Here is a 25,921-nt window from a genome sequence, read left to right as displayed (position 1 = left end):
ACTTGCGACGGGGCATTGCCCCGCCAGTCTGTGCCGCGCAGATCAATCCCCTCCGAACAGTTTCAGCAGGCCCTTTTTGGCCTCGTCTTCCAGCTTGTTCTTCAGGGCGTCTTCGGCATCTTCAGTGCTTTCGATCGGGGCATCCAGCTCTTCGCTCAGCTTGCCGTGCAGCGCCTTCTTCGCCGTATCTCCGATCTTGTCCAGTTCCGCCTCTGCCGCTGCTTCGATCACCTTTTTCAAGTCGGGCCTGATCGAGGGGTCCGCCCAGGGGCCGACAATCCGGATCGGCACTTCACGCCCCTTGCCCGAATTGGCACGCAGCAGCACGGGCGTGAAGAGATAGTCGATATCGCGCGCGCCGATACCGACGCGCCCTTTGCCATCGGCGCGGTAATTGTCGAGCGTCAAGAGCAGGTCCTGATTGTCAAGATTGCCATTTTCCATGGAGAAACTGGCCGTCAGACTGTTGAACACGGTGGTGCCGCCCGTGCGGGTATGGCCGTCCATCAACCGGTGCAGATCGAAACCCGAGATGACGCCGCGCCCCATGCTTGCGCTGCCGGAGCCCGAAAGCGAATGCATGATCTGGTTTTCCGTCTGTCCGACGCCAAGGAATTTGAGCGTGCCCGAGGCCTGTCCTGAAAATCGGGTGACATCCGCAATTGCGGTCAGTGCCTGACCGAGATCGATATCCTTGGCGCTCAGATTTCCACCAACGGACAGGCCGTTGCGGTTATTGGCTACCAGCCGCCCGCTCAGCAGGCCGGAAAAGACCGAAACCTCTTTCAGTCTGAGCACCGCCCGCGCGCGTTCGATCTTAAGCGTCATCCGGGTCTTGCCCAGATCGAATTCCGGCAATTTGACCGCTTGTGCCGTCAGGTTGATCGTTCCGTCGACAAGCCCAAGCGATGACGCGTCGATCGGAGATGTCGACCATCCGGTCGCCTGATCCGAGCCCGCCGCACCGCCACCGCCCCCACCCGACGACTTTGTTCCTGTCGGAGTCATCTTCGAGAAATCCAACGTCTTTGCCCGCAGGTTTACCTTGACGTTGGGCTTGCCCGCCAGCGTCACATCCGCGCCGCCGTTCAACTGGTTGCCGTCCAGCTTCAGAGCCATCTTGCGCAGGGACAGGCGGCCATCATGGGTATAGGTCACCTTGCCCGTGACCCTGGCGGACCGGCCCAGACCCTGCGGGATATCGACCCCTCTTTGCCCGAACGCCGCAAGCAGGCGTGCGGTGTCGCTGCTGTCCAGCGTCACCTGACCCGCTGCGTCGCCCTCTCGCGAGAACCGGCCATCAAAACCAACCGTTCCAGCGGCGCTGCTTATGTCGAGGGTGACCGGCGAAGCGCGACCGTCATTCAATACCTGCGGGTTTGCCAGTTCAGCCGTGATCGCAAGCGGATCGCCACCCAAGGACAGCTTGGCCTTCAAATCGAGGGGGCCATCGGCCTTTGGCCAGCTTGCCGTCAGGTCCACGCCCGCCTGTTGCAACTCGACCTTGCCGTCGCGGGTATAGATCAGTTGCGCATCTGTCAGGATAAGTTGCTCCAGCGTGAATTCCGTTGCTGTCGCGTCCCCCTCCGTGCTTGATCCGGCAGAGCTCGTCGATGCGTCAGCCGTCGCCACCTGCGGTTTTGACAAATCCCAGTTCGCCTTGTCCCCCTGCACATCCAGCCGCAGGGTCGGGCGATCGGCCAGCAGTTTCTTGATCCGGATTGCCCCGGTGAGCAGATCGGGCGCGGACACCCCGACCGAAAGCCGCTCGGCGCTCAACATGGGGCCAGATTTGGCCCAGGGTGCGTTGGCGACGGTGAATGGCCCGGTCTCCAACCCCAGAACCGGCCAGAACGACACTTTCACCTTGCCGTCGAACGTGACCTCGCGCCCGGTTTCAGCGCGGATCTGATCGGCGGCGATCTGCGCCAGCTTCTCGCCCGGCAGCAGCAGCAAAGTGCCGATGACAAGACCCAGCACCGCAACAATGATAAAAACGATACGAAACAACCAGCGCATGCCCTGCTCCCACCTTTTTGGAAGGGTTTTTTGAATTATGGCAAGCGCCGCCCCGCTGCGCAACGTTTGCACGTGCGCGGTAACGTCTCTATATGCGCGGGCATGAGCACCAATCCACCCGATCTCCGCCCCGACCTCGCCCCCGCAGCCCGGATCGCCGGCGCGCCCCGGACAGGCCAGCCGACCATTGGCATGGTCTCGCTGGGCTGCCCCAAGGCGCTGGTCGACAGCGAGCGCATCCTCACAAGGCTGCGCGCCGAGGGCTATGGCATCTCGCCCGACTATTCCGGGGCCGATGCGGTGATCGTTAACACGTGCGGATTTCTCGACAGCGCAAAGGCGGAATCGCTGGATGCGATCGGCGAGGCGCTGACCGAAAACGGCAAGGTGATCGTGACTGGCTGCCTGGGGGCCGAACCGGACTATATCCGGGACCACCACCCGCGCATTCTGGCCGTGACCGGCCCGCATCAATACGAACAGGTGCTGGACGCAGTGCATGGGGCGGTGCCGCCCGACCCGGACCCGTTCGTCGACCTGCTGCCCGCCTCGGGCGTCAAACTGACACCGCGCCATTACAGCTATCTGAAAATTTCCGAAGGCTGTAATCACAAGTGCCGCTTCTGCATCATTCCCGATATGCGCGGGCGTCTGGCCAGCCGCCCTGCCCACGCGGTGCTGCGCGAGGCCGAAAAACTGGTCGAGAACGGCGTCAAGGAATTGCTGATCATCAGCCAGGACACCTCGGCTTATGGGCTGGATCGCAAATATGACGTGAACCCGTGGAAAGACCGTGAGATACGCAGCCATATCACCGATCTGGCACGCGAACTGAACCAGTTTGATGCCTGGGTGAGGCTGCATTATGTCTACCCCTACCCTTACGTGCGCGACCTGATCCCGCTGATGGCCGAAGGGGGCGGGTTGCTGCCTTATCTCGATATCCCGTTCCAGCACGCCCATCCGGATGTGCTCAAACGCATGGCCCGTCCCGCAGCAGGGGCCAAAACGCTGGACGAGATCGCCGCCTGGCGCGCTATCTGCCCGGAGATTACCCTGCGCTCCACCTTCATCGTGGGTTATCCCGGCGAGACCGAAGCAGAGTTCCAGACCCTGCTGGACTGGATGGATGAGGCGCAGCTGGATCGCGTCGGCTGTTTTCAGTACGAGAATGTGGACGGTGCCCGTTCCAACGACTTGCCCGGTCATGTCGCCCCCGAACTCAAGCAGGAGCGCTGGGACCGGTTCATGGAAAAGGCGCAGGCGATCTCCGAGGCCAAACTGGCCGCCAAGGTCGGCCAGACGCTTGAGGTCATCGTGGATGAGATCGACGCCGAGGCCGCCACCTGCCGCACCAAGGCTGACGCGCCCGAGATCGACGGGAACCTGTTCATCGATGAGGGGTTCGAAGGGTTGAAGCCCGGCGATATCGTCACGGTCGAGGTGGATGAGGCCGGGGAATACGACCTTTGGGGGCGCCTCTCGGCCTAGGGGTGCGGCCCCCTCCGGGGCCGCCTCTTCCTTAGCTTGCGGGCAGGATGACTTTGTCGATCACATGGATGACGCCGTTTTCGGCCTCGATATCCGCTGTGACGACGTTGGCGTCATTGACCATGACACCATTGTCGAGATCGATGGTCACGGTGCCGCCCTGCACCGTAGCAGCGGACATGTCATCGGTCAGATCACCGGACATCACCTTGCCCGGCACCACGTGATAGGTCAGGATCGCGACCAGCTGATCCTTGTTCTCGGGCTTGAGCAGGGTCTCGACGGTGCCCTCGGGCAGCGCGGCAAAGGCCTCGTCCGTGGGAGCAAAGACGGTAAACGGCCCTTCACCCTTGAGAGTGTCGACCAGATCGGCGGCCTGCACGGCGGCAACAAGCGTGGTGAACGAACCGGCCCCGGCAGCGGTGTCGACGATATCCTTGGCGTGGCCCCCGGCGAAACCGGCGGTGGACATCACAAAGGTGGTTGCCGATGCGATAGCGAGTTTGCGGAACATGGTGGGTCCTCCTGTGGTTATGACGCTTCGTGTGCATCACAACCGATACGGGCCCAGCCGCGCTGTGGTTCATTTCCGTGAGCTGGAAAAATCACTTGATCCCTGAGCCGCCCGCGCTAAGCCGCACGGGTTGGTTTCATCCAATCACAAAAGTGTGAATGCCTGCGTACCCAGTCGGCCACCGCAGCACCATGTCAAAGGCTGTGATCGACCACATAGGCGGCCAGTTCGGCGTCGCCATCCGATTTTTCCCACATCAGCACCCTCAGTTCAAAATCCGTGCTGAGCAGACCAAAGTGATGATCTGAATAGACTCGCAGCACCTGCGCGCCCTGATCCGCCAGCGCCGACCGGATGTCGGACGAGAGGTCCGGGTCATCGACGTGGTAAGGCGTCCACGCTGCCATATTGCTCTGAAAGAACGAGACCCGGTCGTCGACACCAACCGTATCCAGAAAGTTCAGAACGTCGGCGGTGGCAACCGGCTGGCCGTCGGCCTGAAGCTGCCTGATCGTCTCTCGGGAAAATCGCTGAAATTCGGATGAAAACGGATCTGCAGCATAAACGGATGCTGCCGCGCCAAGTATCACTGGAATGCTGCTTTTTATTATCAATGAAATCATAACTGCCCCTACAACTCTGCTCTAAGTTGTCATGGGGCAATTTGTTTAAAAAGTCATGAATTCCCAACTTGAGACTTTGAGTTTCTTCGATAAGCGCGCTCTACCATTCCCAGCGGCCCGCGTTATCCTTGGGCCAAGACATCAGCCAACAAGGAGAGCCACATGTCAGACGCGCCTATCGTTGCGCAAAAAGCGCCCTATCCGGTCGAGGTGACAGAGGGGAAAACCTATTTCTGGTGTGCCTGCGGGAAATCGGCAAAACAGCCCTTTTGCGACGGGTCGCATAAGGGCAGCACGATCGCGCCGGTGAAATACACCGCCGAGGCCGACAAGAAGCTGTTCTTTTGCGGCTGCAAGCATTCACATAAGAAGCCTCTTTGCGACGGCAGTCATTCCAAGCTTTGAGCTAGGGTCTGAGACGTTTCAGCAATTCGGTGTTCCGGCAATATCCCGGTGCGTCCCCGGCGCTGTCATTCACAGACAGCCAGGATTCACAATGAACGGGGTTCGAGCAGCCGGCGCAGGCCAGCACAGCGTCGGCGATCTCATCGAATCTGAGGTCCCCACGCAGCGCTGATTCCTCAAGATCGACCCCAACTGCGCGGGCCATCCGGTCCACCAAAGTGGCGTGACGTTTCAGTACTTTCGGGCTTTGCATGATCTTCCCTTCGCGCATTGCTAACCAGGGACAGACTATCGCGGCCCGATTGCGCGAAATATGATTCAGGTCAAATGCCACATTTATCGAGATAGGCGCGCACCGCGTCCTGAACCCGCCGGAACCGATCGCCGCCCAGCTTCTTGCCGCCATACCAGCGGGTGACGATGATCACGTGATCTTGCAGTTCCGCGCGTTCCATCATCCTCAGGATCACCATCGCCGCGCCGCTTTCGCCATCATCAGCCTTGAGCGCCCCGCCGGGCAGGATTGCCGCCCAGGTATTGTGAGTCGCTTTTGCATAGGCGCGGTCGGACTTCAGTTCCGCCAGCACCGCGCCCACCCCGGCCCGGCTGTCGACCGGTGCACCCGATACCGCATATTTCGACCCGCGATCGCTCAGCACCACCCCGAGCCGGGTGAGGTCCGGCACCTCAGAACCCCACCTGCGCGGCGGTTCGGCGCACGATCTCGACCCGTTCGGCATTGGGTGGATGGGTGCCGAGGAAGCGATCCCCGGGGTCCGGCAGACGCGAAAAGAACGCGGCCCCCACGATCGGGTTGTACCCGGCACGGGAGGTGATGATGGTGCCCAACTCATCCGCCTCAAGTTCGAATTCCTTGGAATAGCTGCGGGCGCCCACCACGGCGCCGATTTTCTGCGCATCCTCGACGGCGGCTTCGTTGCCACCGGTAAGTGTGGCCAGTTCGGCAAAGATCGCGGCCCCCGCAGCCGCGTTCTGGGCCTGCCGGTTCAGGTGCCCCTGAATATGATGCGCGGCTTCGTGGCCCATCACAAAGGCCAGTTCATCGGGATTGCGCACGGTTGCGATCATCGAAGCGGTGAAGGTGAGAACCGGGCGGCCATCCTCATCGACGCTCTGAAATGCGTTGACCGGCGCGCGCGGATCGGGATCGACCACGATGCGGAAATCGCAGTTTACATCGCGGGTTCGGCGGCGGCATTCCTCGATCGCGCGAGGGGCGACCGCGCGACTGACCTCGGTAAAGGCGCGCGCGGCCTCCTGCGGCGAATAAACCGGGGCGGACGTCCCTTCCGCCGGGGGTCTATCAGCGGTCTGGGGCGGCAACTCAAGGCAGGCCGTCAGGCTGAGGGCCAGAAATAGCACGAGGCGGCGCATAACAGGGGGGCCTTTCGGTGGTACTGCTCGTGGCGGAACCTAGCCCGTCCTCCTACCGGCTGCCAGCCCCCTGAGAACACGATCTGTTTTGCTTGCAACCCGCCGCGCACGCCGTCACTCTGAGCCCATGTTTACCATTGAGCACGAATTCGACGCCACGGTCATCACCTTGATGGATGAGGGCGAAACGCCGCTGCTGGAGGATGTGACCATCAACTCCTTCGCCGAATGCGTCACGCTGGAGCAGTTGGATCCCCGAACCGACCAGGTCCAGAAGATCACCCTGTCGCCCGAGCAATTGCGCGATCTGGCCGCAGCCCTTGATCTGCCCGAAGGCGTCTATCAGATGCGCGAAGCTCCACGCGGTCAGCCACCATCATAGCGAAAGGTCTTGTCCCGCGCACTCTGGCCGCGGATCAGCGTCAGGTGGCTTGGCGCAACGCCCATGGCCTTGGCCAGCAGTGCGCGTACCGCGTCATTGGCGCGCCCGTCAGCGGGCGGGTCGGTCACCGTCACCCGCACCGCCCCATCCCGGCGTACCAGACTGTTGCGCGCCGCCTTGGGTGTGACGCGCAGATTGATCTCTGCGCCCGGTATCGCCAGACCCCGCAGATCGGCCAGATCTTTGGCTTTGGGTTTTCCCATGACCCGCACTCTCTCGCGGTTAAGAGGGCAGGACCAGCAGATTTTCCCGCAGATGCGGCCATATGGCCCTTGAAACCGGACGCCTCGTAGCCGAGATAGCAGAAACCGATGTAAAAAGAGTTTACATATGCCCCCGAACGATCAGACCGCCCTTGATTTCCTGCAATCCCGCCGCTCGCGCCCGGCCAAAACGCTGATCGCCCCGGCACCCACGCACGCGGCGCTGCTGCCGTTGCTGACCGCCGCCGCGCGCAGCCCCGATCACGGCAAACTGGAGCCGTGGCGTTTCATCGTGCTGGAGCAGGGCGCGATGCCCCGGCTTGCCGCTCTGGCTGAGAGCCGGGGGCGCGCTCTGGGCAAATCGGACGAAGACATCGCCAAAGGCCGCAGCCAGTTCGATCAGGGTATTCTAGCGGTGGCGGTGATCGAGGTGCAGAAACCGTCAGAGAAAATTCCCGCCATCGAACAGAGCTATTCCGCCGGTGCAGTCTGCCTGGCGCTGCTCAACGCGGCGCTGGCCTCGGGCTGGGGAGCCAACTGGCTCAGCGGATGGCCCGCGCATGATCGCAGGTTCTGTGAGGACGGTCTGGGGCTGGCAGAGCACGAGGGCATCGCGGGTTTCATCCATATCGCGACCGAAGGCAGCAAGCCGCCAGAGCGCCCGCGCCCGGATCTGGATGTAATCACCGAATGGATGTCGCAATGATGATCCTGAATGCATTCTTTCTGGCATTGGGTCAGATCGGCGATCCCAGGTTCCGGGGCGTGCTATTGCGCGGGGTCGGCCTGACCATCGCCCTGCTGATCGCTGCCTGTATCGCCGCGATCTGGCTGATCAACTGGCTGTCGGGCAGCGAAATCTCGCTGCCGTTCATTGGTGCCGTTCCCTGGCTGAATGACGTGCTGAATTATTCCGGCATCGTGTTGGTGCTGATCCTTCCGGTGTTCCTTATGGTACCCGTTGCCTCGGCCATCACCTCGCTGTTCCTCGACGAGGTGGCGCAGGCGGTCGAGGACAGGCACTACCCCACCCTGCCCCGGGTGTCCGCCGTTCCTGTCTCGGAGGCGATCCGCGATTCGCTGAGCTTCATGGGCATCCTGATCGTCGCCAACATCCTGGCGCTGATCCTCTACGTCATCTTCACGCCCTTGGCGCCCTTCATATTCTGGGGGCTGAACGGGTTCCTTCTGGGGCGCGAGTATTTCACGCTGGCCGCAATGCGCAGGCTGGGCCGTGAGAAAGCCTATGAACTGCGTGCGCGCCATACCGGTACGATCTGGCTGGCCGGGACGCTGATGGCGATCCCCTTGTCGGTGCCGCTGGTGAATCTGCTGATCCCGGTTCTGGGGGCTGCAACCTTCACCCATATCTATCACGCACTTAACAAAACCCGCTGAGGCGGGTGCAGTCACTGAACCGGCGGCAGGCTTTCGGTCCAGTCGAAATCGCTGACGCTGATGACGCCGGACAGGATGATCGCGGCGATGATCACCCACAGGATCGCGGCCACGGCGGTGGTGATCCAGGCCTTTTTCCTGAGGTGGTGATGTTCCGGCGCACCCGAATGGGTACCCGGAACGATCTCACCCAGATCTCCTTGCGTCTTGATGCGGATCGGCAGCACGACGAGGAAGGTCATGAACCAGATCACCGCATAAAGCACGATGCCGGATGTGATGCCCATGTCGCTGCGTCCTTTCGCGTTGGGTGTGCCCGTGTCAGGCTCAGACCTGTTCCAGTTCCACCAGACAGCCGTTGAAGTCCTTGGGATGCAGGAACAGAACCGGCTTGCCATGAGCACCGATCTTGGGCTCGCCTGAGCCCAGCACCCGCGCGCCGGTCTCTTTCAGGTGGTCGCGCGCGGCAATGATGTCCTCAACCTCATAGCAGACATGGTGGATACCGCCCGCCGGGTTCTTTTCCAGAAACCCGTTGATCGGGCTGTCCTCGCCCATCGGATAGAGCAGTTCAATCTTGGTGTTGGGCAATTCGATGAACACCACCGTGACGCCGTGATCGGGCTCGTCCTGCGGCGCACCGACCTTTGCCCCCAGAGCATTGCGATACTGCTCGGACGCGGCCTCCAGATCCGGAACGGCGATGGCTACATGGTTCAGTCGGCCAATCATGGCGGGTCTCCTCATTGCTCGGTCGGACGGCTTTGATCACGCACCGCGCAAAAGGGCAAGAGCGTCCGGTGCGGCATTAACTCCGCGTTAGCCACCATGACCTAGCGTTGGGCGGGTCTGCTGAGAGGAGTTTTATCATGGACGATTCGGATCCCTTCGCCACCGCCCATGTCACGCCCACCACCGACCGGCCGCTGCTGGGTCTGACCATTCTGGTTGTCGAGGACAGCCGCTATGCCTGCGAGGCGATGCGCCTGCTCTGCCTGCGCAGCGGTGCGCGCATCAGGCGGGCCGACAATCTGAAATCGGCGCGGCGCCATTTGCGGGCCTATCGCCCGTCCTGCCTGATCGTCGATATGGGGCTGCCGGACGGATCGGGGGCCGACCTGATTGCGGAACTGGCGGTGTCGGTGCCGCGCGTGCCGGTGATTCTGGGTATCTCGGGCGATGATCAAGGCGAAGAATTGGCGCTCGCCGCCGGGGCTGACGGGTTTCTTGCCAAGCCGGTGCATTCTCTGGCCGCTTTCCAGAATGCGGTGCTGTCGCGCATGCCGACGGACAGGCACTATCCGCCGCTGGTGTCGATCAGCGACGAAATGGTCGAACCCGACCGCGTCGCCTATCACGATGACATGGCCCATGCCGCGACCGTGATGACCGATGAAGCCGATGACAAGATGCTGGACTATGTGGCGCAGTTCGTGCGGGGCGTGGCCCATAGCGTCAAAGATACCGCGCTGGTCGATGCGGCAGAGCGGCTGGCCCGTTCGCGCGCCCGTGGCGCGCCGGTTACCAGCGACGCAGCGCGGCTGGCCGGGCTGGTTCAACAACGCTTACAGGACAGAAAGGCGATATGAGGCATGATTGAGGTGTTTCTGGCAGCAATGGCAACAATTGCACTGGCACTATACGGGCAAATCCGCATGCGGGCACGCAACATCCGGCGCAATCGCGCCCGCCAACAGGTGGGGCTGACGGCCCCATCCCTGCTGGACCGGGGCTGAACAAACCCCGGCTGAGCGACCGTCGGTGAATGCGTGCCCGAGCGGCTGATCACTCACGCGCGCTTGAGAAACGTTCAAGCTCCGCTCCGTGCAACCTGAAATAGGTCTTCTCTGCCACCCTTTCAGCACCGAGGCGGTCGTAGAACCGGATTGCCTGCGGATTATCGGTTTCCGCGGTCCAGTCAATGCGGCGGCAGCCCAGTTCCACCGCAAGGCGGGCAAGATACCGCATAATCTGCTCGCCCAGCCCCCTGCCACGGGTGCAATCGGCCACGAACAGGTCTTTCATGAAGAAGGTACCATGCTCCGTCACCGATGGTTGCAGCACAGCATAGGTCGCAAACCCGCCGGGCAGCTCGCCAACCCATGCGATCACGGTGGTGCAGCCCGTCGGTCCAAACACGAGCCGCTGCGTGGCTGCGCGGGCTTTGTCTGCGGTATCCGCTTGCCCCGGCCAATAGTAATCATAAAGTTGCCGCACCAAATCGCACAGCACGTCAAAATCATCAGCACTGGCAGGCCGGATCAGAATATCGCCGGTTTGCACTTTTGCAGCCTCTTGCCTGGGCCAGAACTCGCTCAAGGACAAGCGAACCGGCAGCGGGGTGTCAATAGACCTCCCAGTCATCATCATGCGGCACGTCGCCGATCGCGGTCCAAGCCACCCGCAGGCGCGCGACGCGGGTATCGGCCCAGGTCCTGAACACTGCATCGAACCCGTGTTCGGTGACATTTTCGGCTTTCAACTCGGCCCGGATCGCCGAACCGGTATCGAAATCCCAAAGAGACATGCTGAGTTGAACGGCAGGCGCGGTTCGGAACGGCTCGCGAAACTGAACCTTTGCACGGCGCTCACGCGGGCCATTGCCGGTCCACATTTCGCCGCCATTCTCGAAATCCGAGAACAGGCCAAGCTCACCTTGCTCGATCCCCACCGGATGGGTTGAAAAAATCTGCATCACGTCAACTGAATTACTGCGTCCGTTGGACACTAAAGACGGAAATCGTCAATTACATGGAAATAAAAAGGCCGGCCCCGCAAGAGGCCGACCACATTCAGACAATACGCAAAGCCAGCATCACAGGCTCATATGGGTGTCCAAGGCTTCCATATCGGCCAGCAGCTTGGCCGCATCGTCCACGATGGTGTGTTGGCCCTGATCGACAGCGCTTTGATGCGAGGCGCGGGCCTCGGCAATCATGTCGTCCAGATGCGCCCGGGTCACTTCGCCCACCGGGATCGCCTTTTCGGCCAGAACCGACATGGCGTCCGCGTTGATCTGGGCAAACCCGCCAGTCACCAGAAACTCGGCACTGCCATCGGGCCCTTCAGCCTTCAGGATACCGGGTCGCAGCGTGGTGATGGTTGGGGCATGATCGGGCATCGCCGTCATGTCCCCGTCCGCGCCGGGAATCTGGACTGCGCTGACCGGGAACGAAGCAAGGCTCCGTTCCGGGCTGACGAGGTCGAATTGCATGGTGTTTGCCATCAGGTTTTCTCCTTAGGCAGCTTCTGCAGCCATCTTCTCGGCTTTTGCGATCACGTCGTCGATGCCGCCAACCATCAGGAAGGCCGCCTCGGGCAGGTGATCGTATTCACCGGCCACAACCGCCTTGAACGATGCGATGGTCACATCCAGAGGCACCTGTACACCAGGCGAACCGGTGAAGACCTGCGCCACGTCGAATGGCTGCGACATGAAGCGCTCGATCTTACGCGCACGGGTCACGGTCAGCTTGTCCTCTTCGGACAGTTCGTCCATGCCGAGGATCGCGATGATGTCTTGCAGCGACTTGTAGCGCTGAAGGATCTGCTGCACGTCGGTGGCAACCGCATAATGCTCTTCGCCGACAATCGCCGGATCAAGCAGACGCGAGGAGCTGTCGAGCGGGTCAACAGCCGGGTAGATACCCTTTTCCGAGATCGCCCGGTTGAGAACGGTGGTTGCGTCGAGGTGCGCAAACGAAGTGGCCGGCGCGGGGTCGGTCAGGTCGTCCGCTGGCACGTAGATCGCCTGCACCGAGGTGATCGAACCGGCTTTGGTCGAGGTGATGCGTTCCTGCAGTGCGCCCATGTCGGTCGCCAGCGTCGGCTGGTAGCCCACGGCTGACGGAATACGACCCAGCAGAGCCGACACTTCGGAACCCGCCTGCGTGAAGCGGAAGATGTTGTCGACGAAGAACAGAACGTCGGTCCCGGACTGGTCGCGGAACTGCTCGGCAAGTGTCAGACCGGTCAGGGCGACACGCGCACGCGCTCCCGGAGGTTCGTTCATCTGACCATAGACCAGCGCAACCTGCGAATCTTCGAGGTTGTCGGGCTTGATCACGTTGGATTCGATCATTTCCCAGTACAGGTCGTTGCCTTCACGGGTCCGCTCGCCAACACCGGCGAACACCGAGTAACCCGAGTGCACCTTCGCGATGTTGTTGATCAGTTCCATGATCAGAACGGTCTTGCCCACGCCGGCACCGCCGAACAGGCCAATTTTACCACCCTTGGCATAGGGGGCCAGCAGGTCAACAACCTTGATGCCGGTCACCAGAACCTCGCTCTCGGTCGACTGTTCGTCGAAGGCGGGGGCGGGCTGGTGAATGCCGCGGGTTTCGGATGCATTGACCGGGCCCTTTTCGTCGATGGGCTCGCCCACGACGTTCAGGATGCGGCCCAGGGTGGCATTGCCCACCGGTACCGAGATCGGTCCGCCAGAATCAGCTACGGGTGCGCCGCGCACCAAGCCTTCGGTCGCGTCCATTGCGATGGTCCGCACGGTGTTTTCACCAAGGTGCTGGGCAACTTCCAACACCAGGCGCTTGCCGTTGTTTTCGGTTTCCAGCGCGTTCAGAATTTCAGGCAGCTCGCCATCGAACTGCACGTCGACGACGGCCCCGATGATCTGAGTGACTTTGCCTTTTGCATTCGCCATGTTTCGTCTCCGGTTTGTCTCTACAGCGCTTCGGCGCCGGAAATGATTTCAATCAGCTCGTTGGTGATCACGGCCTGACGCGAGCGGTTGAACTGGATGGTCAGCTTGTCGATCATCTCGCCCGCGTTGCGGGTCGCGTTGTCCATCGCACTCATCCGGGCGCCCTGTTCCGAGGCGCCGTTTTCAAGCAGGGCCGAGAAGATCGCGGTGGCGACCCCCTTGGGCAGCAGGTCGGCCAGGATGGCCTCTTCGCTGGGCTCGTAATCATAGAGCGTGCCACTATCGTCGCCCTCCACCTCGTCAAAGGCGGCGGGGATGATCTGCTGTGCGGTCGGGATCTGGGTCACCACGTTCTGGAACTCGGCGAAGAAGATCGTCGCCACGTCAAACTCGCCCGCATCAAAGCGACCCAGAATGTCGCGCGCGATGTCCTGCGCGTTGATGTAGCCCAGACGCTTGACCTCGCTCAGATCCACGTGGCCGACAAAGAACTCGCCAAGATCACGCTTGAGCGCATCGCGGCCCTTCTTGCCGACGGTCAAGACCTTGACCGTCTTGCCCTTGCCGCGCAGCTCTTCGGCCTTCACGCGGGCCAGCTTGGCGATGCTCGAATTGAACCCGCCGCACAGCCCACGCTCGGCGGTCAGAACCACCAGCAGATGCACGTCGTCCTTGCCGGTCCCACGCAGCAGCATGGGGGCGCTGTCGCTGCCACCCACCGAGGCCGCGAGCCCCGCCATCACGGTATTGAACCGCTGGGCGTAAGGGCGCGAGGATTCGGCTGCTTCCTGGGCACGGCGCAGTTTTGCGGCCGCGACCATCTGCATGGCCTTGGTGATCTTGCGGGTCGATTTGACCGACTCGATCCTGTTTTTAAGGTCCTTAAGACTTGGCATTGCCGCCTCTCCTTAAGCGAAGGTTGCGGCGTATTCGTCCAGCGCAGCCTTGATCCTGTCGGACGCATCACCCTTGATCTTGGGATCGTCATTGGTGATCCAGTCAAGCAGATCGGCATGTTTGCCGCGCAGATGCGCCAGCAGACCGGCCTCGTAGCGACCAACATCCTTGACGTCGATCTTGTCGAGGTAGCCGTTGGTGCCCGCGAAGATGACGCAGACAATCTCGGCGTTGGTCAGCGGCGAGTACTGCGGCTGTTTCATCAGCTCGGTCAGGCGCGCACCACGGTTCAGCAGCTGCTGGGTCGCGGCATCAAGGTCGGAGCCGAACTGCGCAAAGGCCGCCATTTCGCGGTACTGAGCAAGTTCCAGTTTCACCGGACCAGCAACCGACTTCATCGAGTTGGTCTGAGCCGAAGAGCCCACACGCGAGACCGACAGACCGGTGTTCACAGCGGGGCGGATGCCCTGGTAGAACAGTTCGGTTTCCAGAAAGATCTGGCCATCGGTGATAGAGATCACGTTGGTTGGAATAAAGGCCGACACGTCGCCGCCCTGAGTCTCGATGACTGGCAAAGCGGTCAGCGAGCCAGCGCCGAAATCTTCGTTCAGCTTCGCCGAACGTTCCAGCAGGCGCGAGTGGAGATAGAAAACGTCGCCAGGATAGGCTTCACGTCCGGGCGGACGACGCAGCAGCAGCGACATCTGACGATAGGACACGGCCTGTTTGGACAGGTCATCATAGATGATCAGCGCGTGGCGGCCATTGTCGCGGAAGAACTCGGCCATCGCGGTTGCGGCATAGGGTGCCAGGAACTGCATCGGCGCCGGGTCGGAGGCGGTTGCGGCCACGACGATCGAGTAGTCGATGGCGCCGGATTCTTCCAGACGCTTCACCAGCTGCGCCACGGTCGAGCGCTTCTGGCCGACGGCCACATAGACGCAGTAGAGCTTCTTGCTCTCGTCGTCGCCTGCGGCTTCGTTCACCGATTTCTGGTTAAGAATGGTGTCCAGCGCCACGGCGGTCTTGCCGGTCTGACGGTCACCAATGATCAGTTCGCGCTGGCCACGGCCAATCGGGATCATCGCGTCAACCGATTTCAGACCGGTCGACATCGGCTCATGCACCGATTTACGCGGGATGATGCCCGGCGCTTTGACGTCCGCAACACCACGCTGGGTGGCGTTGATCGGGCCTTTGCCGTCGATCGGGTTGCCCAGACCGTCCACAACACGGCCCAGCAGTTCGTTGCCGATCGGCACGTCCACGATCGAGTTGGTGCGCTTGACGGTGTCACCTTCCTTGATGTCCCGGTCCGAGCCGAAGATCACGACACCAACGTTGTCGCTTTCCAGGTTCAGCGCCATGCCCATGATGCCGCCCGGAAACTCGACCATTTCACCGGCCTGCACATTGTCGAGGCCATAGACGCGGGCAATCCCGTCACCGACACTCAGCACGCGACCGATCTCGGCCACTTCTGCTTCCTGACCAAAATTCTGGATCTGGTCCTTCAGGATTGCAGAAATCTCTGCAGCTTGGATACCCATCTATCCGACCTCTTTCATTGCATTCTGTAGGGAGTTGAGCTTGGAGCGGATCGAACTGTCGATCATCTTCGAGCCCACTTTGACGACAAGACCGCCGATGAGGCTTTCATCAACGGTCGCATTGATACTCACGGTTTTGCCCACTTGCTCACCGAGCGTTGCGGACAGTTTTTCCATCTGGGCCTTGGTCAGTGCCTTGGCCGACGCCACATCAGCCGTCACTTCGCCCCGCTCGTCTGCCAGCGCCGCGCGCAGGGCTGCAATCAGCTGCGGCACGACAAACAGGCGGCGCTTCTGGGCCATCAGGCTCAGGGCGTTGCCCAACACCGGATCCAGGTTCATTTTTTTGGCAATTGCACCGATGGCCGCTGCCTGATCCGCCCGCGAAATCAGCGGCGAATGGATCAGGTCGCGCAGATCGGCGCTGGCGTCCAGGGCTTCGGCCAAATCGGTGACGCCTGTTTCCAGGCCATCAAGGTTTTTGTTCTCTTTCGCGATCTCGAAGATCGCGGTGGCGTAACGCTCGGCGATGCCGGCGGAAATCGAAGCTGGTTCGGACACGTCCACCCTTCCGCTACTTGGCCCCGAATTCGTGCAAACCAGCCAAACCGGGGGTGTGACAAAACCCCGCCAGGGCGGCAGGGCATCAAAATCAACGCGGATGTAGCAGAGCGTTCACAACCTCGCAATACAGTATAACGGCAGCGCACTTATCCCCAAATTATTTGTTTTCAATGGGTTAGGCGAAAGTGTGACGCTTTGCCCCCACAGTCTGCCTGAAAAATGTTACGAGATTGCAGGTTTTCGCGATTCCTACCGCATGTTTATTCGCCCGGAAGGGCGCAGAATGATACCTGTCGCACCTGTCAGGCGGGCTTGAGCAACCCGTCCAGCGCCTGAATAGGTCGCCTTTGTTCATGCGGAACAACCCGGCCACTGGGCGGCTGTATGCGTTTGCTGGCCTCGACCATGAAAACGCCGCCCGCCATGATCGTCGGCAGCCGGGTTCCGGTCTTTTCGATGAGCGCCCCGGATTTCAGCCAGAACCGCCGGAAGGATGGCGGTTGGTACAGCGCCGAGCAATGCGCGTCGGGCAGAAAATGATGCTCTTTCAACTGCGCTTCCAACTGGCCCAACGTATAGGGCCGCCCGAATCCAAACGGCGTCTTGTCCGACCGCGACCACAGCCCGGCGCGATTTGGCACGATGAACATCGCCTTGCCGCCGGGCCCCAGCACCCGCCAGCATTCATCAAGAACGTTGCTGGGCCGCTCAGAGGTCTCCAGCCCGTGCATCACCACCAGCTTGTCCACATGCCCGGTCTCGATGGGCCATTGCGTCTCTTCCGCAAGAACCGACACATTGGGCATCCCGGCGGGCCAGGGCATGACGCCTTGAGGGCCGGGCATCAGCCCGATCACCCGCCGCGCATCCTTCAGGTAAGGGCGCAACAGCGGCACCGCAAAGCCGAACCCGGCCACCGTCTGACCCTGCGCTTCGGGCCAGAGCGCCAGCAGACGACCGCGAATGGCCGCCTGCGCCGCCCGCCCCAGCGTGCTGCGGTAGTAGAAATTCCTCAGATCCTGGACGTCCAGATGCATTGCAGGCGCTCGCGTGATCGGCTTAGCTGGGCGCAGTCTAGCAATGAAAGGGCAAAAGGCCATGCCTCTCGAGATCGTCACACTCCCCTGCCTCAGCGACAATTATGCCTTTCTGATCCATGCGCCGGGCAGCGGATTGACCGCCCTTGTGGACGCGCCCGAATCCACCGCCATCGAGGCAGAGCTTGACCGGCGCGGCTGGTCGCTGGACCAGATCTGGCTGACCCATCACCATTGGGATCACGTGGATGGGGTCGAAGCGCTCCGGTCGCGGTTCGGTGCCACCGTGGTGGGCGCGGCAGCGGATGCGCATCGCCTGCCGAAGCTGGATCTGGAGGTGCGCGAAGGCACGGTTTTTTCCCTGTCGCGCGAGGATGTGCAGGTTATCGACGTGCCCGGCCACACGGTCGGCCACATTGCGTATTACCTGCCGCAAAGCCATGCGGTGTTCACCGCCGACAGTCTGATGGCACTGGGATGCGGGCGGCTGTTTGAAGGCTCGCCCGAGCAGATGTGGGCCTCGCTGAACAAGCTCGCAGCCCTGCCCGAGGACACCATCGTCTACTCCGGGCATGAATACACCCAGGCCAATGGCCGGTTCGCGGAAACAATCGAGCCGGAAAATGCCGCATTGAAAAAACGCATCGCAGACATATCTGAGACAAGAGCGGCAGGGCGGCCCACGGTTCCGTCGGAATTGGCGCTGGAAAAGGCCACAAATCCCTTTTTGCGGGCCAAGGAACCGGAAATTCAGGCGAATCTGGGCATGACCGGCAAAGCGCCGGTTGATGTGTTCGCCGAAATCCGGGCCCGCAAGGACTGATTCTGACGCATGATTTCCCGGCTTCACCGCATCAGTCACATTAAATGTGAGGATGATTTAGCAAAAAACCCTTGAAGCCGCCGTGTGTTCAACCAAACTCTAATAATATGAGGACATGGTTGGTCTGGGGGGACCAACGCCAAATCCGCCCCCTGCCAACCCCAGTATAGAGGAGCACGCCGGTGCCTTCATTCTCGAGCACACTAGAACAAGCCATTCACGCGGCGCTTGCCGCCGCGAATGAACGGCGTCACGAATTTGCAACGCTCGAGCATCTGCTTCTGGCACTGCTGGACGAACCAGATGCGGTACGGGTCATGAAAGCCTGTAGCGTCGATCTTGACGAATTGCGTGGAACCCTGGTCGAGTTTATCGACGAAGACCTGTCAAACCTGGTCACCGATATCGACGGCTCCGAAGCGGTCCCGACCGCCGCCTTCCAGCGCGTGATCCAGCGCGCCGCAATCCATGTGCAAAGCTCGGGCCGGACCGAAGTGACTGGTGCCAACGTTCTGGTTGCCATCTTTGCCGAACGCGAAAGCAACGCAGCCTATTTCCTGCAGGAACAGGACATGACCCGCTATGATGCGGTGAATTTCATTGCCCATGGCGTGGCCAAGGATCCGGCTTATGGCGAAAACCGCTCGGTTTCCGGCTCGGATGAACCCGAGGAAGAGACCCAGACCACGGCGAGCGAACCGGAACAGAAGGAAAGCGCGCTGTCAAAATATTGCGTCGATCTCAACGCCAAGGCGCGTGATGGCGAGGTTGATCCGCTGATCGGCCGCGATCTAGAGGTGGAACGCTGTATTCAGGTATTGTGCCGCCGCCGCAAGAACAACCCGCTGCTGGTGGGCGACCCCGGCGTCGGCAAGACCGCTATCGCCGAAGGTCTGGCGCGCAAGATCGTCAATGGCAACACGCCCGAGATTCTGTCAGGCACGACGATCTATTCCCTCGACATGGGCGCTTTGCTGGCGGGCACCCGTTATCGCGGCGATTTCGAAGAACGCCTCAAGGCTGTGGTGACAGAGTTGGAAAGCCATCCCGACGCGGTGCTGTTCATCGACGAGATTCACACGGTGATCGGCGCAGGTGCCACCTCGGGCGGCGCGATGGATGCCTCGAACCTGCTGAAACCCGCCCTGCAGGGCGGTAAGCTGCGCACCATGGGCTCAACCACCTACAAAGAATTCCGTCAGCATTTTGAGAAAGACCGTGCACTGTCCCGCCGATTCCAGAAGATCGACGTGAATGAACCCACGGTCGAGGACAGCGTTAAAATCCTGCGCGGGTTGAAACCCTATTTCGAGGAACATCACGACATCAAATACACCGCCGACGCGATCAAGTCTGCGGTCGAGCTGGCGGCACGCTATATCACCGACCGGAAACTGCCTGACAAGGCCATCGACGTGATCGACGAGGCCGGTGCGGCACAGCATCTGGTGGTGGAAAGCAAACGCCGCAAGACCATCGGCGTGAAAGAGATCGAGGCCGTGGTGGCCAAAATCGCCCGCATCCCGCCCAAGAATGTCACCAAGGACGATGCCGAGGTTCTCAAGGACCTCGAAGCCTCGCTCAAGCGGGTGGTGTTCGGGCAAGACAAGGCGATCGACGCGCTGTCCAGTGCCATCAAACTGGCCCGCGCGGGACTGCGTGAGCCGGAAAAACCCATCGGCAACTATCTGTTCGCCGGTCCCACCGGCGTCGGCAAGACCGAAGTGGCCAAACAACTGGCAGATACGCTGGGGGTCGAACTGCTGCGCTTCGACATGTCGGAATACATGGAGAAACATGCGGTCAGCCGCCTGATCGGCGCGCCTCCGGGTTATGTGGGCTTCGATCAGGGCGGCATGCTGACCGATGGCGTCGATCAGCACCCGCATTGCGTGCTGCTGCTGGACGAGATCGAAAAGGCGCATCCGGATGTGTTCAACATCCTGCTGCAGGTGATGGACCATGGCGAGTTGACCGACCACAATGGCCGGACGGTGAATTTCCGCAATGTGGTGCTGATCATGACCTCGAACGCCGGGGCACAGGAACAGGCCAAGGAAGCCATCGGTTTTGGCCGCGACCGCCGCGAGGGCGAGGACACTGCCGCGATCGAGCGGATGTTCGCCCCAGAATTCCGCAACCGCCTGGACGCGGTGATCTCTTTCGCACCGCTGCCGAAAGAGGTCATCTTGCAGGTGGTCGAGAAATTCGTCCTCCAGCTTGAGGCGCAGTTGCTGGATCGCAACGTGACCATCGAACTGACCCGCCCAGCCGCCGAATGGCTGGCCGACAAGGGGTATGACGACAAGATGGGCGCCCGCCCGCTGGGTCGCGTCATTCAGGAACACATCAAAAAGCCGTTGGCCGAAGAGTTGCTGTTCGGCAAGCTCGCCAAAGGCGGTGTGGTGAAGGTCGCGATAAAGAACGGCGAACTGGATCTGCAGATCAACGGCCCGCAACAACCACGCATTCCGGGCGACAAGCCACCGCTGCTGACCGCGGATTGATGCGCGGGCGACTGCTCGCCAGCCTCGTGCTCGCTGCCGGACCGGCGGCGAGCGATCCCGTTCTGAGCCTGCCCATTGACTGCGAACTCGGCGAGACATGCCATATCCAGCAATTTGTGGATCGTGACCCCGGCGCAGGCGCAAGGGATTTCATATGCGGGTCGCTGTCTTACGATGGCCACAAAGGCACAGATTTCGCGCTGCCCACGTTACGCGCCATGCAACAGGGTGTGAATGTACGCGCTGCCGCACCCGGTATCGTGCAGGGCACCCGCAATTCGATGCCCGACCAGCTTTATACCAGCGACACGGCGGCTCAGGTCGATGGGCGCGAATGCGGCAATGGCGTGGTGCTGAAACACCCCGACGGCTGGGAAACCCAATACTGCCATCTGCGTCAGGGTTCGGTCCGCGTCAGTTCCGGCGACATCGTCGATGCCGGAACCGTGCTGGGCCAAGTCGGGCTAAGCGGCAAGACAGAGTTTCCACACCTTCATCTGTCAGTGCGCAAGGGCGGTCAGGTGGTCGATCCCTTTGACACCACCGACCGGGCGCAATGTGGACAAGGAGGCAGCAGCCTCTGGGCCGACATGCCCGACTATGTACCGGGCGCGCTGTTGGATGTGGGCTTTGCCTCGCAGGTTCCCGAATACGACACGATCCTTGCGGGCGACGCCGCGCAGAACGTGCTGTCAGACCAAAGCCCCGGCCTGGTTCTTTATGGCCTCGCCTATGGTGGGCTCAAAGGCGACCTACTGCGGATCGAGATCGCTGGCCCGGACGGGCCTTTTGGCGGCCAGCAGGTCGCATTGGAGCGCAACCGCGCGCGGTTCTTCAGGGCTTACGGCAAACGTTTGACCGCCGATCGCTGGCCGTCCGGCGCCTATACCGGCACGGTGAGCCTGTTGCGCAATGGGCAGGTGATCAGCCAGAAGTCGACAACCGCATTAATCCAGTAACGCTCGCCATTCACTTCTCGGTCAGTTTCAACTCGATCCGCCGGTTCTGCGCGCGGGCTTCGTCGGTATCCGCTGTATTGAGCGGCTGGAACTCACCAAACCCGTTTGCCGCCAGCCGGTTAGGCGCAATGCCCAGCGCGTTTACCATATAACGCACCACCGACAGCGCCCTACCCTGACTGAGTTCCCAGTTATCGGCGAAGCGGCCTGTGCCGCCAAGCGGTGTGTTGTCGGTATGGCCATCGACCCGGATCACCCAGTTGATCTCAGGCGGGATATCGCGCGCGATGCCGCGCAGGATCTCGGCGATCTTGGCGATCTCGAACCGGCCCTCGGGTGACAGTGTCGCCGAGCCGGGCGCAAAGAGCACTTCGGAGGAAAAGACAAAGCGGTCGCCTTCGATCCGCACGCCTTCCTGCTGGCCCAGCACATCGCGCAGACGGCCAAAAAACTCTGACCGGTAGCGTTCCAGATCCTTGGCCTGTGCTTGCAGGTCCTCGGCCTCGGCCTCCAACCGCTTGCGCTCGGCCTCTTCCAGCAGGCGGCGACGCCGTTCTTCGGAGGCGGCACGCGCCAGCGCGGTGTTGAGGTCCTGACCCAGCGACTGCAACTGCACCTGCGCCGCCTCATCGCGCGCCTTGTAATCGTCCAGCAGTGCCTGCAACCCGCCCAACTGGCTGCGCAGCGCCGCGATCTGCTGGTTCAGCAGCGCCGTCTGGCGCTGCGCCTCGGCCGAGACCTCCTGCTCTGCCGTAAGCAAGGCACGGGCCTGCGCCAGTAGCGCGGCGCTTGTATCGGCCTCATCAACCTTGGATTGGGCAGCTTCCAGGTCGCCTTGCAGCGCATTCCTGGCGGCATCCGCCGCCGCCAGCAGCGTCAGGGTCTCTTCGGCCTCCTTGCGCTGCGCCTCAAGCGCCAGCGTCATCGCGGTCAATTCAGTATCGGCGTCGCGCAACCGCGCCCTCAGCGCTTCGGCTGCAGCAGCATCGGCCAGCCGCGCCGCCTCTTCCGCGTCAAGCTGTCCCTGCAACGCCGCGATCTGTTCACTTCTTTCCGCGCTTTCGCTTTGCAGATCGGCCACCAGCGCCTCAAGTGCTTCGCGGCGCGCGGCGGCGAGGCGGGCGGCCTCGGCCTGCGCGTCGACCTCACTGCGCGATTGCGCCAGCGCCAGATTGAGCGCGTCCTGTTCCGAGAGCAACTGCTCCTGCCGGGCAGAAAGATCGTCCACATTGGCCAGTGCCGCGTCGCGATCGGCGATCAGTGCCGCGACCTGTGCCTCGAACGCGGTGATCTGGGTCTGCGCGTCTGACAGCGTGGCGTTCAGCGCGCCCACCCGTTGCCGCAACTGTTCACTTTCCTGTTCTTCCAGCCCCAACGCCTGGGCCAGCGCCGAGACCTCGTTCGACAGCGCGTCCAGCTCGCTTTCCTGTCCCGAGATCGTTTCGCGCAGGACGAACTGCACCACCATGAAGATGGTCAACACAAAGGTCAGCACCATCAGCAGCCCGGTCATCGCGTCAACGAATCCGGGCCAGACCGAGCCCTGAAACCGTTGACCAGTGCGCCGGGACAGGGCCATGGGTCAATCCTCGTCCACGATGGGTGTATCGCCGCGTCGGGTCAGCGCCGTTACGAGCGTGTCGATATCCCGGCGCAACTCGGCCATGCTTTCCTGCCGACCTGCTGAAATCTCTTCGAGGATGCGCAGCATCTGCACGTCGATCGACCGCAGCCGCATCCGGCTTTCTGCATCAATGCCGTCGCTGTGTTCATGGCTGCGCAGCAGGTCCACATGCGCTTCCTGATTGGCGGCGAGCCGCTCCAGCGCACGGGTGACACCGTCCGCATCGGACTGGCGCTGGTTCATCTGGGCAATCGTATCGACCAGATCACCCATCTTGCCTGCAAGCGCTACACGGTCCTGTTCAGAGCTTTCGAACATCACCCGCAGCCCATCCATCTGCTCGGTCATCGCCTCCATCACGCCGTCCATGGCACCAGAATCGGGTCCGCCATCTTCCCCGGAGGAAAACCCGACCCGCGTGATCGTCGACAGCCATTCCTCCAACTCGCGATAGAACCGGTTCTGACCGTGGCTGGCAAAAAGTTCCAGTAAGCCAACGATCAGCGACCCGGCAAGACCGAGCAGCGACGAACCGAAGGCCACGCCCATACCCTGAAGCTGTGTTTCAAGACCGACCATGAGCCGGTTGAACACCGCCAGCCCCTCTTCGCCTTCCTGCGGATTGAGGCTGCGGATGGTGTCGACAATGGCGGGAACCGTGGTGGCCAGGCCAAAGAATGTGCCCAACAATCCCAGGTAAATCAGCACATTGGTGATATATCGGGTGATCTCGCGTTCTTCTTCGATGCGTTCGGCCACCGAATCGAGGATCGAGCGTGTCGAGGTGGAACTGATCTGCATCCGTGCACTGCGCGCGCTGAGCAGCGTGGCCAAAGGTGCCAGAAGCTGCGGCGCGGGGATGCCCTCGCGTTCGAACCCGCCGACGAAGCCGTCGATCCAGCGCACCGATCCGATCAGTTGGAAGACCTGCCAGAAACAGGCCAGAACGCCGATGACAAAGACCAGCAGGATAAAGCCGTTCAGGTAGGGGTTCGCCTGAAACACCGAGGCGACGCGCGGCAGCGCCACAAAAACACCGAACCCCGACAGGCCAATTACGACCAGCATCATGATGATCTGCCGGAAGGGGCGCGAGAATTGCGGTCTCGCCTCGAAACGTGCCTGCGCCATGCGCGTGTCCTGATTTTCTGCTCTGGCTTGAACCTACCGAAAAGCCACCCGCAAGGCCAAGGCTTTATGCGGTCAGCGCGCGCACCCTATTGGTCAGCCAGTCCAGATCAGGATCGCTCAACCCGATCTCGGCCAGATGTTGCGCTGTATTGTAGAGATAGTCGGTATTTGGCCCGCGCCCGCCCACCGCGCGGGCGATGATATGGGCCTGATCCTCCAGCGCGAGGCCACCGCAATATTGCACGTGGTCTGGGTCGATCACATATGTGACGGCGGTGACCTGCTCGCCGCTTACCAATTCCAGCTCCAACATCCGTTCCAGATACGCCGACGAGATCAATTCGCGCTCGCGCAGCTCGGCCAGCGTCTGGTCTTCGTGCCCCGCCTGCACCAACAGGGCAAGGCCGCGACAATGGGCTCCGGCAACCTCGTCCAGCGCCAGAACCAGCCCCGGCTTTTCTTCGGTCCCCCGGTGGTGGATGGAACTCATGCAGAAGGACCGCGCATAGCCATGCAGCGTCGCGACCTCGCTCCGGCCCACCGGAAAGCCCGGATTCCACAACAGCGAGCCATAGCCGAATACCCACATCGTCATCGCACTGGTCCTTGCCTGTTTCGCCCTATAAATACCAAATCAAAGCCGGGAAAAAGGGGCCAATCGCGCATGCGCCGTTTGCTGAAACTCGCCATTGTGGTGATCGTGCTGTGGTCCGGCTACTGGTTTGCCGCCGCCTACGGGCTGCGCAGCAGCATTGCGGCGTGGTTTGCCGCGCAAGAGACACGTGGCTGGCAGGCCGATTACGCCGCGATCTCGACCGCAGGATATCCGTTGCGTCACAGGACCACGCTGACCAGCCCGGCCTTGGCTGACCCACGCAGCGGGACCGCCTGGCAGGCCGACATGATCGCGCTGGACAGCCCGGCGATCTGGCCCGGACGGCAGACCTTGCGCTTTGCCGACACGCCGCAGCGCCTGTCCTATTTCGACCAGACCGCCATGGTGACAGCGCAGGACATGACCGCCGACCTGCATCTGCATCCCGGTGTCCGGCTCGAATTGCGGCGCATGGCGCTGACCTCGGGTGCCTGGAGCATCGACACCGCAGACGGCACGGTTCTTGGGGCCGACACGCTGTCCCTTGCCATGGCGCAGGAAGGGCAGCCTGAAAGTTATACGTTCGGGATCACCGCCGAGGGGTTTTCCCCCGGCAACACGCTGCGACGCTTGCTGCACTCGGACAGCACCCTGCCCCGCAGCTTCGAGGCGCTGGAGCTTGATATGACGGTCCGCTTTGACAAGCCCTGGGACCGCAGCGCACTTGAGGAGCGCCGCCCGCAACCTCAGATGGTCGATCTGCGCCTGACCGAGATGCGTTGGGGCGAATTGCGGCTTTTTGCGACCGGAGAGCTGGATGTCGACCCGCAGGGCATTCCGACCGGAGAGATCGCGCTCAAGGCGGAAAACTGGCAGGAAATGCTGGCCATGGCGCAGGCGGCGGGTGCGATACCCGAACAGGCTGTCGGCCCGACAAGCCGCGTTCTGGGTATGCTGGCGGGGCTTGGCGGCAATCGCAATTCGCTGGATGTACAGTTGAATTTCCGCGACGGGTTCGTCGCCCTCGGACCGATCCCGCTGGGACCGGCACCCCGGCTGATCCTGCGCTGAAGACGCTCTT

General features: G+C 61.7%; 31 protein-coding genes. 11 read left to right on the top strand and 20 right to left on the bottom strand.

Annotated features, from left to right (window positions below; all coding sequences use genetic code 11):
* Positions 1–42 precede the first annotated feature (42 nt).
* Entirely contained in the window at positions 43–2,019 is a 1,977-nt protein-coding gene (locus M3P21_RS07655) for an AsmA family protein (protein WP_249708352.1), read from the bottom strand.
* A 102-nt stretch (positions 2,020–2,121) separates the two neighbouring features.
* Between M3P21_RS07655 and rimO the strand changes: the two genes are divergently transcribed.
* Positions 2,122–3,510 carry a 30S ribosomal protein S12 methylthiotransferase RimO gene (rimO, locus tag M3P21_RS07650; RefSeq protein WP_249708343.1) on the top strand — a complete coding sequence of 463 codons (1,389 nt, stop codon included), beginning with the start codon at positions 2,122–2,124 and terminating at the stop codon, positions 3,508–3,510.
* Positions 3,511–3,541: 31 nt separating this feature from the next.
* Here rimO and M3P21_RS07645 read toward each other — a convergent pair whose 3' ends face one another.
* Together M3P21_RS07645 and M3P21_RS07640 are read right to left on the bottom strand one after the other, a co-directional pair.
* On the bottom strand, positions 3,542–4,024 hold the full coding sequence (locus M3P21_RS07645; RefSeq protein ID WP_249708341.1) for a fasciclin domain-containing protein: 483 nt from the start codon (positions 4,022–4,024) through the stop codon (positions 3,542–3,544).
* Positions 4,025–4,218: 194 nt separating this feature from the next.
* Positions 4,219–4,614: a hypothetical protein gene (locus M3P21_RS07640; protein WP_249708339.1), complete on the bottom strand. Its 396-nt coding sequence runs from the start codon at positions 4,612–4,614 to the stop codon at positions 4,219–4,221.
* Positions 4,615–4,809: 195 nt separating this feature from the next.
* Between M3P21_RS07640 and M3P21_RS07635 the strand changes: the two genes are divergently transcribed.
* Positions 4,810–5,052 (top strand): CDGSH iron-sulfur domain-containing protein, encoded by a 243-nt coding sequence (locus tag M3P21_RS07635; protein ID WP_249708329.1) that lies wholly within the window; start codon positions 4,810–4,812, stop codon positions 5,050–5,052.
* A 1-nt stretch (position 5,053) separates the two neighbouring features.
* Here M3P21_RS07635 and M3P21_RS07630 read toward each other — a convergent pair whose 3' ends face one another.
* The 3 genes from M3P21_RS07630 to M3P21_RS07620 form a co-directional block, all read right to left on the bottom strand.
* Entirely contained in the window at positions 5,054–5,305 is a 252-nt protein-coding gene (locus M3P21_RS07630; protein ID WP_249708327.1) for a DUF6455 family protein, read from the bottom strand.
* A 70-nt stretch (positions 5,306–5,375) separates the two neighbouring features.
* Complete coding sequence (locus tag M3P21_RS07625; protein ID WP_249708325.1) at positions 5,376–5,738, bottom strand: YigZ family protein; 363 nt, start codon at positions 5,736–5,738, stop codon at positions 5,376–5,378.
* A gap of 1 nt (position 5,739) precedes the next feature.
* Positions 5,740–6,447 carry a M48 family metallopeptidase gene (locus M3P21_RS07620; RefSeq protein ID WP_249708323.1) on the bottom strand — a complete coding sequence of 236 codons (708 nt, stop codon included), beginning with the start codon at positions 6,445–6,447 and terminating at the stop codon, positions 5,740–5,742.
* 127 nt (positions 6,448–6,574) lie between these two features.
* On the opposite strand from M3P21_RS07620, the gene M3P21_RS07615 reads away from it, so the two are divergent.
* Complete coding sequence (locus tag M3P21_RS07615) at positions 6,575–6,829, top strand: DUF8831 family protein (protein WP_249708321.1); 255 nt, start codon at positions 6,575–6,577, stop codon at positions 6,827–6,829.
* On the opposite strand, the gene M3P21_RS07610 is transcribed toward M3P21_RS07615, so the two are convergent.
* Positions 6,814–7,092 carry a DUF167 domain-containing protein gene (locus M3P21_RS07610; RefSeq protein WP_249708319.1) on the bottom strand — a complete coding sequence of 93 codons (279 nt, stop codon included), beginning with the start codon at positions 7,090–7,092 and terminating at the stop codon, positions 6,814–6,816. The genes M3P21_RS07615 and M3P21_RS07610 overlap by 16 nt on opposite strands.
* 127 nt (positions 7,093–7,219) lie before the next feature.
* On the opposite strand from M3P21_RS07610, the gene M3P21_RS07605 reads away from it, so the two are divergent.
* A complete protein-coding gene (locus tag M3P21_RS07605) occupies positions 7,220–7,798 on the top strand; it encodes a nitroreductase family protein (RefSeq protein WP_249708317.1) in 579 nt (192 codons plus the stop codon).
* The gene (locus tag M3P21_RS07600; protein WP_249708589.1) at positions 7,798–8,490 is read left to right on the top strand and encodes an EI24 domain-containing protein; all 693 of its coding nucleotides are present in this window, start codon (positions 7,798–7,800) and stop codon (positions 8,488–8,490) included. The genes M3P21_RS07605 and M3P21_RS07600 overlap by 1 nt, the downstream gene beginning before the upstream one ends.
* Before the next feature lie 11 nt (positions 8,491–8,501).
* On the opposite strand, the gene M3P21_RS07595 is transcribed toward M3P21_RS07600, so the two are convergent.
* Positions 8,502–8,777, bottom strand: coding sequence for a DUF1467 family protein (locus M3P21_RS07595; protein ID WP_249708316.1), 276 nt, complete (start codon positions 8,775–8,777; stop codon positions 8,502–8,504).
* 40 nt (positions 8,778–8,817) lie between these two features.
* Positions 8,818–9,222 (bottom strand): methylmalonyl-CoA epimerase, encoded by a 405-nt coding sequence (gene mce / locus M3P21_RS07590; RefSeq protein ID WP_058275561.1) that lies wholly within the window; start codon positions 9,220–9,222, stop codon positions 8,818–8,820.
* Positions 9,223–9,359: 137 nt separating this feature from the next.
* On the opposite strand from mce, the gene M3P21_RS07585 reads away from it, so the two are divergent.
* Both M3P21_RS07585 and M3P21_RS07580 read left to right on the top strand, forming a co-directional pair.
* On the top strand, positions 9,360–10,079 hold the full coding sequence (locus M3P21_RS07585) for a response regulator (protein WP_249708314.1): 720 nt from the start codon (positions 9,360–9,362) through the stop codon (positions 10,077–10,079).
* 3 nt (positions 10,080–10,082) lie between these two features.
* Complete coding sequence (locus M3P21_RS07580; protein ID WP_249708304.1) at positions 10,083–10,226, top strand: hypothetical protein; 144 nt, start codon at positions 10,083–10,085, stop codon at positions 10,224–10,226.
* Positions 10,227–10,275: 49 nt separating this feature from the next.
* Here the strand turns inward: M3P21_RS07580 and M3P21_RS07575 are convergent, their stop codons facing one another.
* From M3P21_RS07575 to M3P21_RS07540, 8 genes are all read right to left on the bottom strand, one after another.
* A complete protein-coding gene (locus tag M3P21_RS07575) occupies positions 10,276–10,773 on the bottom strand; it encodes a GNAT family N-acetyltransferase (RefSeq protein ID WP_249708295.1) in 498 nt (165 codons plus the stop codon).
* 61 nt (positions 10,774–10,834) lie between these two features.
* Complete coding sequence (locus M3P21_RS07570) at positions 10,835–11,185, bottom strand: H-type lectin domain-containing protein (RefSeq protein ID WP_249708294.1); 351 nt, start codon at positions 11,183–11,185, stop codon at positions 10,835–10,837.
* Between the two features lie 120 nt (positions 11,186–11,305).
* Positions 11,306–11,716, bottom strand: coding sequence for a F0F1 ATP synthase subunit epsilon (locus M3P21_RS07565; RefSeq protein ID WP_249708292.1), 411 nt, complete (start codon positions 11,714–11,716; stop codon positions 11,306–11,308).
* A gap of 12 nt (positions 11,717–11,728) precedes the next feature.
* Entirely contained in the window at positions 11,729–13,153 is a 1,425-nt protein-coding gene (gene atpD / locus M3P21_RS07560; protein ID WP_249708282.1) for a F0F1 ATP synthase subunit beta, read from the bottom strand.
* 20 nt (positions 13,154–13,173) lie between these two features.
* A complete protein-coding gene (locus M3P21_RS07555) occupies positions 13,174–14,049 on the bottom strand; it encodes a F0F1 ATP synthase subunit gamma (protein WP_249708272.1) in 876 nt (291 codons plus the stop codon).
* Positions 14,050–14,061: 12 nt separating this feature from the next.
* Positions 14,062–15,600 (bottom strand): F0F1 ATP synthase subunit alpha, encoded by a 1,539-nt coding sequence (atpA, locus tag M3P21_RS07550; protein ID WP_249708270.1) that lies wholly within the window; start codon positions 15,598–15,600, stop codon positions 14,062–14,064.
* Positions 15,601–16,161, bottom strand: coding sequence for a F0F1 ATP synthase subunit delta (locus M3P21_RS07545; RefSeq protein ID WP_249708261.1), 561 nt, complete (start codon positions 16,159–16,161; stop codon positions 15,601–15,603).
* 305 nt (positions 16,162–16,466) lie between these two features.
* Entirely contained in the window at positions 16,467–17,201 is a 735-nt protein-coding gene (locus M3P21_RS07540) for a class I SAM-dependent methyltransferase (RefSeq protein WP_249708258.1), read from the bottom strand.
* Positions 17,202–17,262: 61 nt separating this feature from the next.
* On the opposite strand from M3P21_RS07540, the gene gloB reads away from it, so the two are divergent.
* The 3 genes from gloB to M3P21_RS07525 all read left to right on the top strand — a co-directional run bounded on the left by gloB (position 17,263) and on the right by M3P21_RS07525 (position 21,490).
* Positions 17,263–18,024, top strand: a complete 762-nt coding sequence (gene gloB / locus M3P21_RS07535; protein WP_249708256.1) for a hydroxyacylglutathione hydrolase — start codon at positions 17,263–17,265, stop codon at positions 18,022–18,024.
* Between the two features lie 182 nt (positions 18,025–18,206).
* Positions 18,207–20,531: an ATP-dependent Clp protease ATP-binding subunit ClpA gene (gene clpA / locus M3P21_RS07530; RefSeq protein ID WP_249708255.1), complete on the top strand. Its 2,325-nt coding sequence runs from the start codon at positions 18,207–18,209 to the stop codon at positions 20,529–20,531.
* Positions 20,531–21,490, top strand: coding sequence for a M23 family metallopeptidase (locus M3P21_RS07525; protein WP_249708246.1), 960 nt, complete (start codon positions 20,531–20,533; stop codon positions 21,488–21,490). Before clpA ends, M3P21_RS07525 begins: the two co-directional genes overlap by 1 nt.
* Before the next feature lie 10 nt (positions 21,491–21,500).
* On the opposite strand, the gene M3P21_RS07520 is transcribed toward M3P21_RS07525, so the two are convergent.
* From M3P21_RS07520 to M3P21_RS07510, 3 genes are all read right to left on the bottom strand, one after another.
* Positions 21,501–23,069 carry a peptidoglycan -binding protein gene (locus M3P21_RS07520; protein WP_249708244.1) on the bottom strand — a complete coding sequence of 523 codons (1,569 nt, stop codon included), beginning with the start codon at positions 23,067–23,069 and terminating at the stop codon, positions 21,501–21,503.
* A 3-nt stretch (positions 23,070–23,072) separates the two neighbouring features.
* Positions 23,073–24,245, bottom strand: a complete 1,173-nt coding sequence (locus M3P21_RS07515) for a biopolymer transporter ExbB (protein ID WP_249708242.1) — start codon at positions 24,243–24,245, stop codon at positions 23,073–23,075.
* A 64-nt stretch (positions 24,246–24,309) separates the two neighbouring features.
* Entirely contained in the window at positions 24,310–24,840 is a 531-nt protein-coding gene (locus tag M3P21_RS07510) for a gamma-glutamylcyclotransferase (protein ID WP_249708240.1), read from the bottom strand.
* 69 nt (positions 24,841–24,909) lie between these two features.
* Between M3P21_RS07510 and M3P21_RS07505 the strand changes: the two genes are divergently transcribed.
* Complete coding sequence (locus tag M3P21_RS07505) at positions 24,910–25,911, top strand: DUF2125 domain-containing protein (protein ID WP_249708238.1); 1,002 nt, start codon at positions 24,910–24,912, stop codon at positions 25,909–25,911.
* Positions 25,912–25,921 lie beyond the last annotated feature (10 nt).

The organism is Ruegeria spongiae, assembly GCF_023502395.1.
GTDB lineage: Bacteria > Pseudomonadota > Alphaproteobacteria > Rhodobacterales > Rhodobacteraceae > Ruegeria_C > Ruegeria_C spongiae.
The sequence above is the reverse complement of the archived record's forward strand: the minus strand, read 5'-3'. Positions and strand labels throughout refer to the sequence as shown.

What these genes read in the sequence shown, in the direction of transcription:
- atpA (WP_249708270.1), bottom strand. Translation starts at nt 15,600, where the DNA reads ATGGGTATCCAAGCTGCAGAGATTTCTGCAATCCTGAAGGACCAGATC.
- M3P21_RS07565 (WP_249708292.1), bottom strand. Translation starts at nt 11,716, where the DNA reads ATGGCAAACACCATGCAATTCGACCTCGTCAGCCCGGAACGGAGCCTT.
- M3P21_RS07520 (WP_249708244.1), bottom strand. Translation starts at nt 23,069, where the DNA reads ATGGCCCTGTCCCGGCGCACTGGTCAACGGTTTCAGGGCTCGGTCTGG.
- M3P21_RS07600 (WP_249708589.1), top strand. Translation starts at nt 7,798, where the DNA reads ATGATCCTGAATGCATTCTTTCTGGCATTGGGTCAGATCGGCGATCCC.
- M3P21_RS07580 (WP_249708304.1), top strand. Translation starts at nt 10,083, where the DNA reads ATGATTGAGGTGTTTCTGGCAGCAATGGCAACAATTGCACTGGCACTA.
- M3P21_RS07610 (WP_249708319.1), bottom strand. Translation starts at nt 7,092, where the DNA reads ATGGGAAAACCCAAAGCCAAAGATCTGGCCGATCTGCGGGGTCTGGCG.
- M3P21_RS07615 (WP_249708321.1), top strand. Translation starts at nt 6,575, where the DNA reads ATGTTTACCATTGAGCACGAATTCGACGCCACGGTCATCACCTTGATG.
- M3P21_RS07555 (WP_249708272.1), bottom strand. Translation starts at nt 14,049, where the DNA reads ATGCCAAGTCTTAAGGACCTTAAAAACAGGATCGAGTCGGTCAAATCG.
- M3P21_RS07525 (WP_249708246.1), top strand. Translation starts at nt 20,531, where the DNA reads ATGCGCGGGCGACTGCTCGCCAGCCTCGTGCTCGCTGCCGGACCGGCG.
- atpD (WP_249708282.1), bottom strand. Translation starts at nt 13,153, where the DNA reads ATGGCGAATGCAAAAGGCAAAGTCACTCAGATCATCGGGGCCGTCGTC.
- M3P21_RS07585 (WP_249708314.1), top strand. Translation starts at nt 9,360, where the DNA reads ATGGACGATTCGGATCCCTTCGCCACCGCCCATGTCACGCCCACCACC.
- M3P21_RS07505 (WP_249708238.1), top strand. Translation starts at nt 24,910, where the DNA reads ATGCGCCGTTTGCTGAAACTCGCCATTGTGGTGATCGTGCTGTGGTCC.
- M3P21_RS07510 (WP_249708240.1), bottom strand. Translation starts at nt 24,840, where the DNA reads ATGACGATGTGGGTATTCGGCTATGGCTCGCTGTTGTGGAATCCGGGC.
- M3P21_RS07540 (WP_249708258.1), bottom strand. Translation starts at nt 17,201, where the DNA reads ATGCATCTGGACGTCCAGGATCTGAGGAATTTCTACTACCGCAGCACG.
- M3P21_RS07605 (WP_249708317.1), top strand. Translation starts at nt 7,220, where the DNA reads ATGCCCCCGAACGATCAGACCGCCCTTGATTTCCTGCAATCCCGCCGC.
- M3P21_RS07620 (WP_249708323.1), bottom strand. Translation starts at nt 6,447, where the DNA reads ATGCGCCGCCTCGTGCTATTTCTGGCCCTCAGCCTGACGGCCTGCCTT.
- M3P21_RS07570 (WP_249708294.1), bottom strand. Translation starts at nt 11,185, where the DNA reads ATGCAGATTTTTTCAACCCATCCGGTGGGGATCGAGCAAGGTGAGCTT.
- M3P21_RS07595 (WP_249708316.1), bottom strand. Translation starts at nt 8,777, where the DNA reads ATGGGCATCACATCCGGCATCGTGCTTTATGCGGTGATCTGGTTCATG.
- mce (WP_058275561.1), bottom strand. Translation starts at nt 9,222, where the DNA reads ATGATTGGCCGACTGAACCATGTAGCCATCGCCGTTCCGGATCTGGAG.
- rimO (WP_249708343.1), top strand. Translation starts at nt 2,122, where the DNA reads ATGAGCACCAATCCACCCGATCTCCGCCCCGACCTCGCCCCCGCAGCC.
- M3P21_RS07630 (WP_249708327.1), bottom strand. Translation starts at nt 5,305, where the DNA reads ATGCAAAGCCCGAAAGTACTGAAACGTCACGCCACTTTGGTGGACCGG.
- gloB (WP_249708256.1), top strand. Translation starts at nt 17,263, where the DNA reads ATGCCTCTCGAGATCGTCACACTCCCCTGCCTCAGCGACAATTATGCC.
- M3P21_RS07515 (WP_249708242.1), bottom strand. Translation starts at nt 24,245, where the DNA reads ATGGCGCAGGCACGTTTCGAGGCGAGACCGCAATTCTCGCGCCCCTTC.
- M3P21_RS07635 (WP_249708329.1), top strand. Translation starts at nt 4,810, where the DNA reads ATGTCAGACGCGCCTATCGTTGCGCAAAAAGCGCCCTATCCGGTCGAG.
- M3P21_RS07655 (WP_249708352.1), bottom strand. Translation starts at nt 2,019, where the DNA reads ATGCGCTGGTTGTTTCGTATCGTTTTTATCATTGTTGCGGTGCTGGGT.
- M3P21_RS07645 (WP_249708341.1), bottom strand. Translation starts at nt 4,024, where the DNA reads ATGTTCCGCAAACTCGCTATCGCATCGGCAACCACCTTTGTGATGTCC.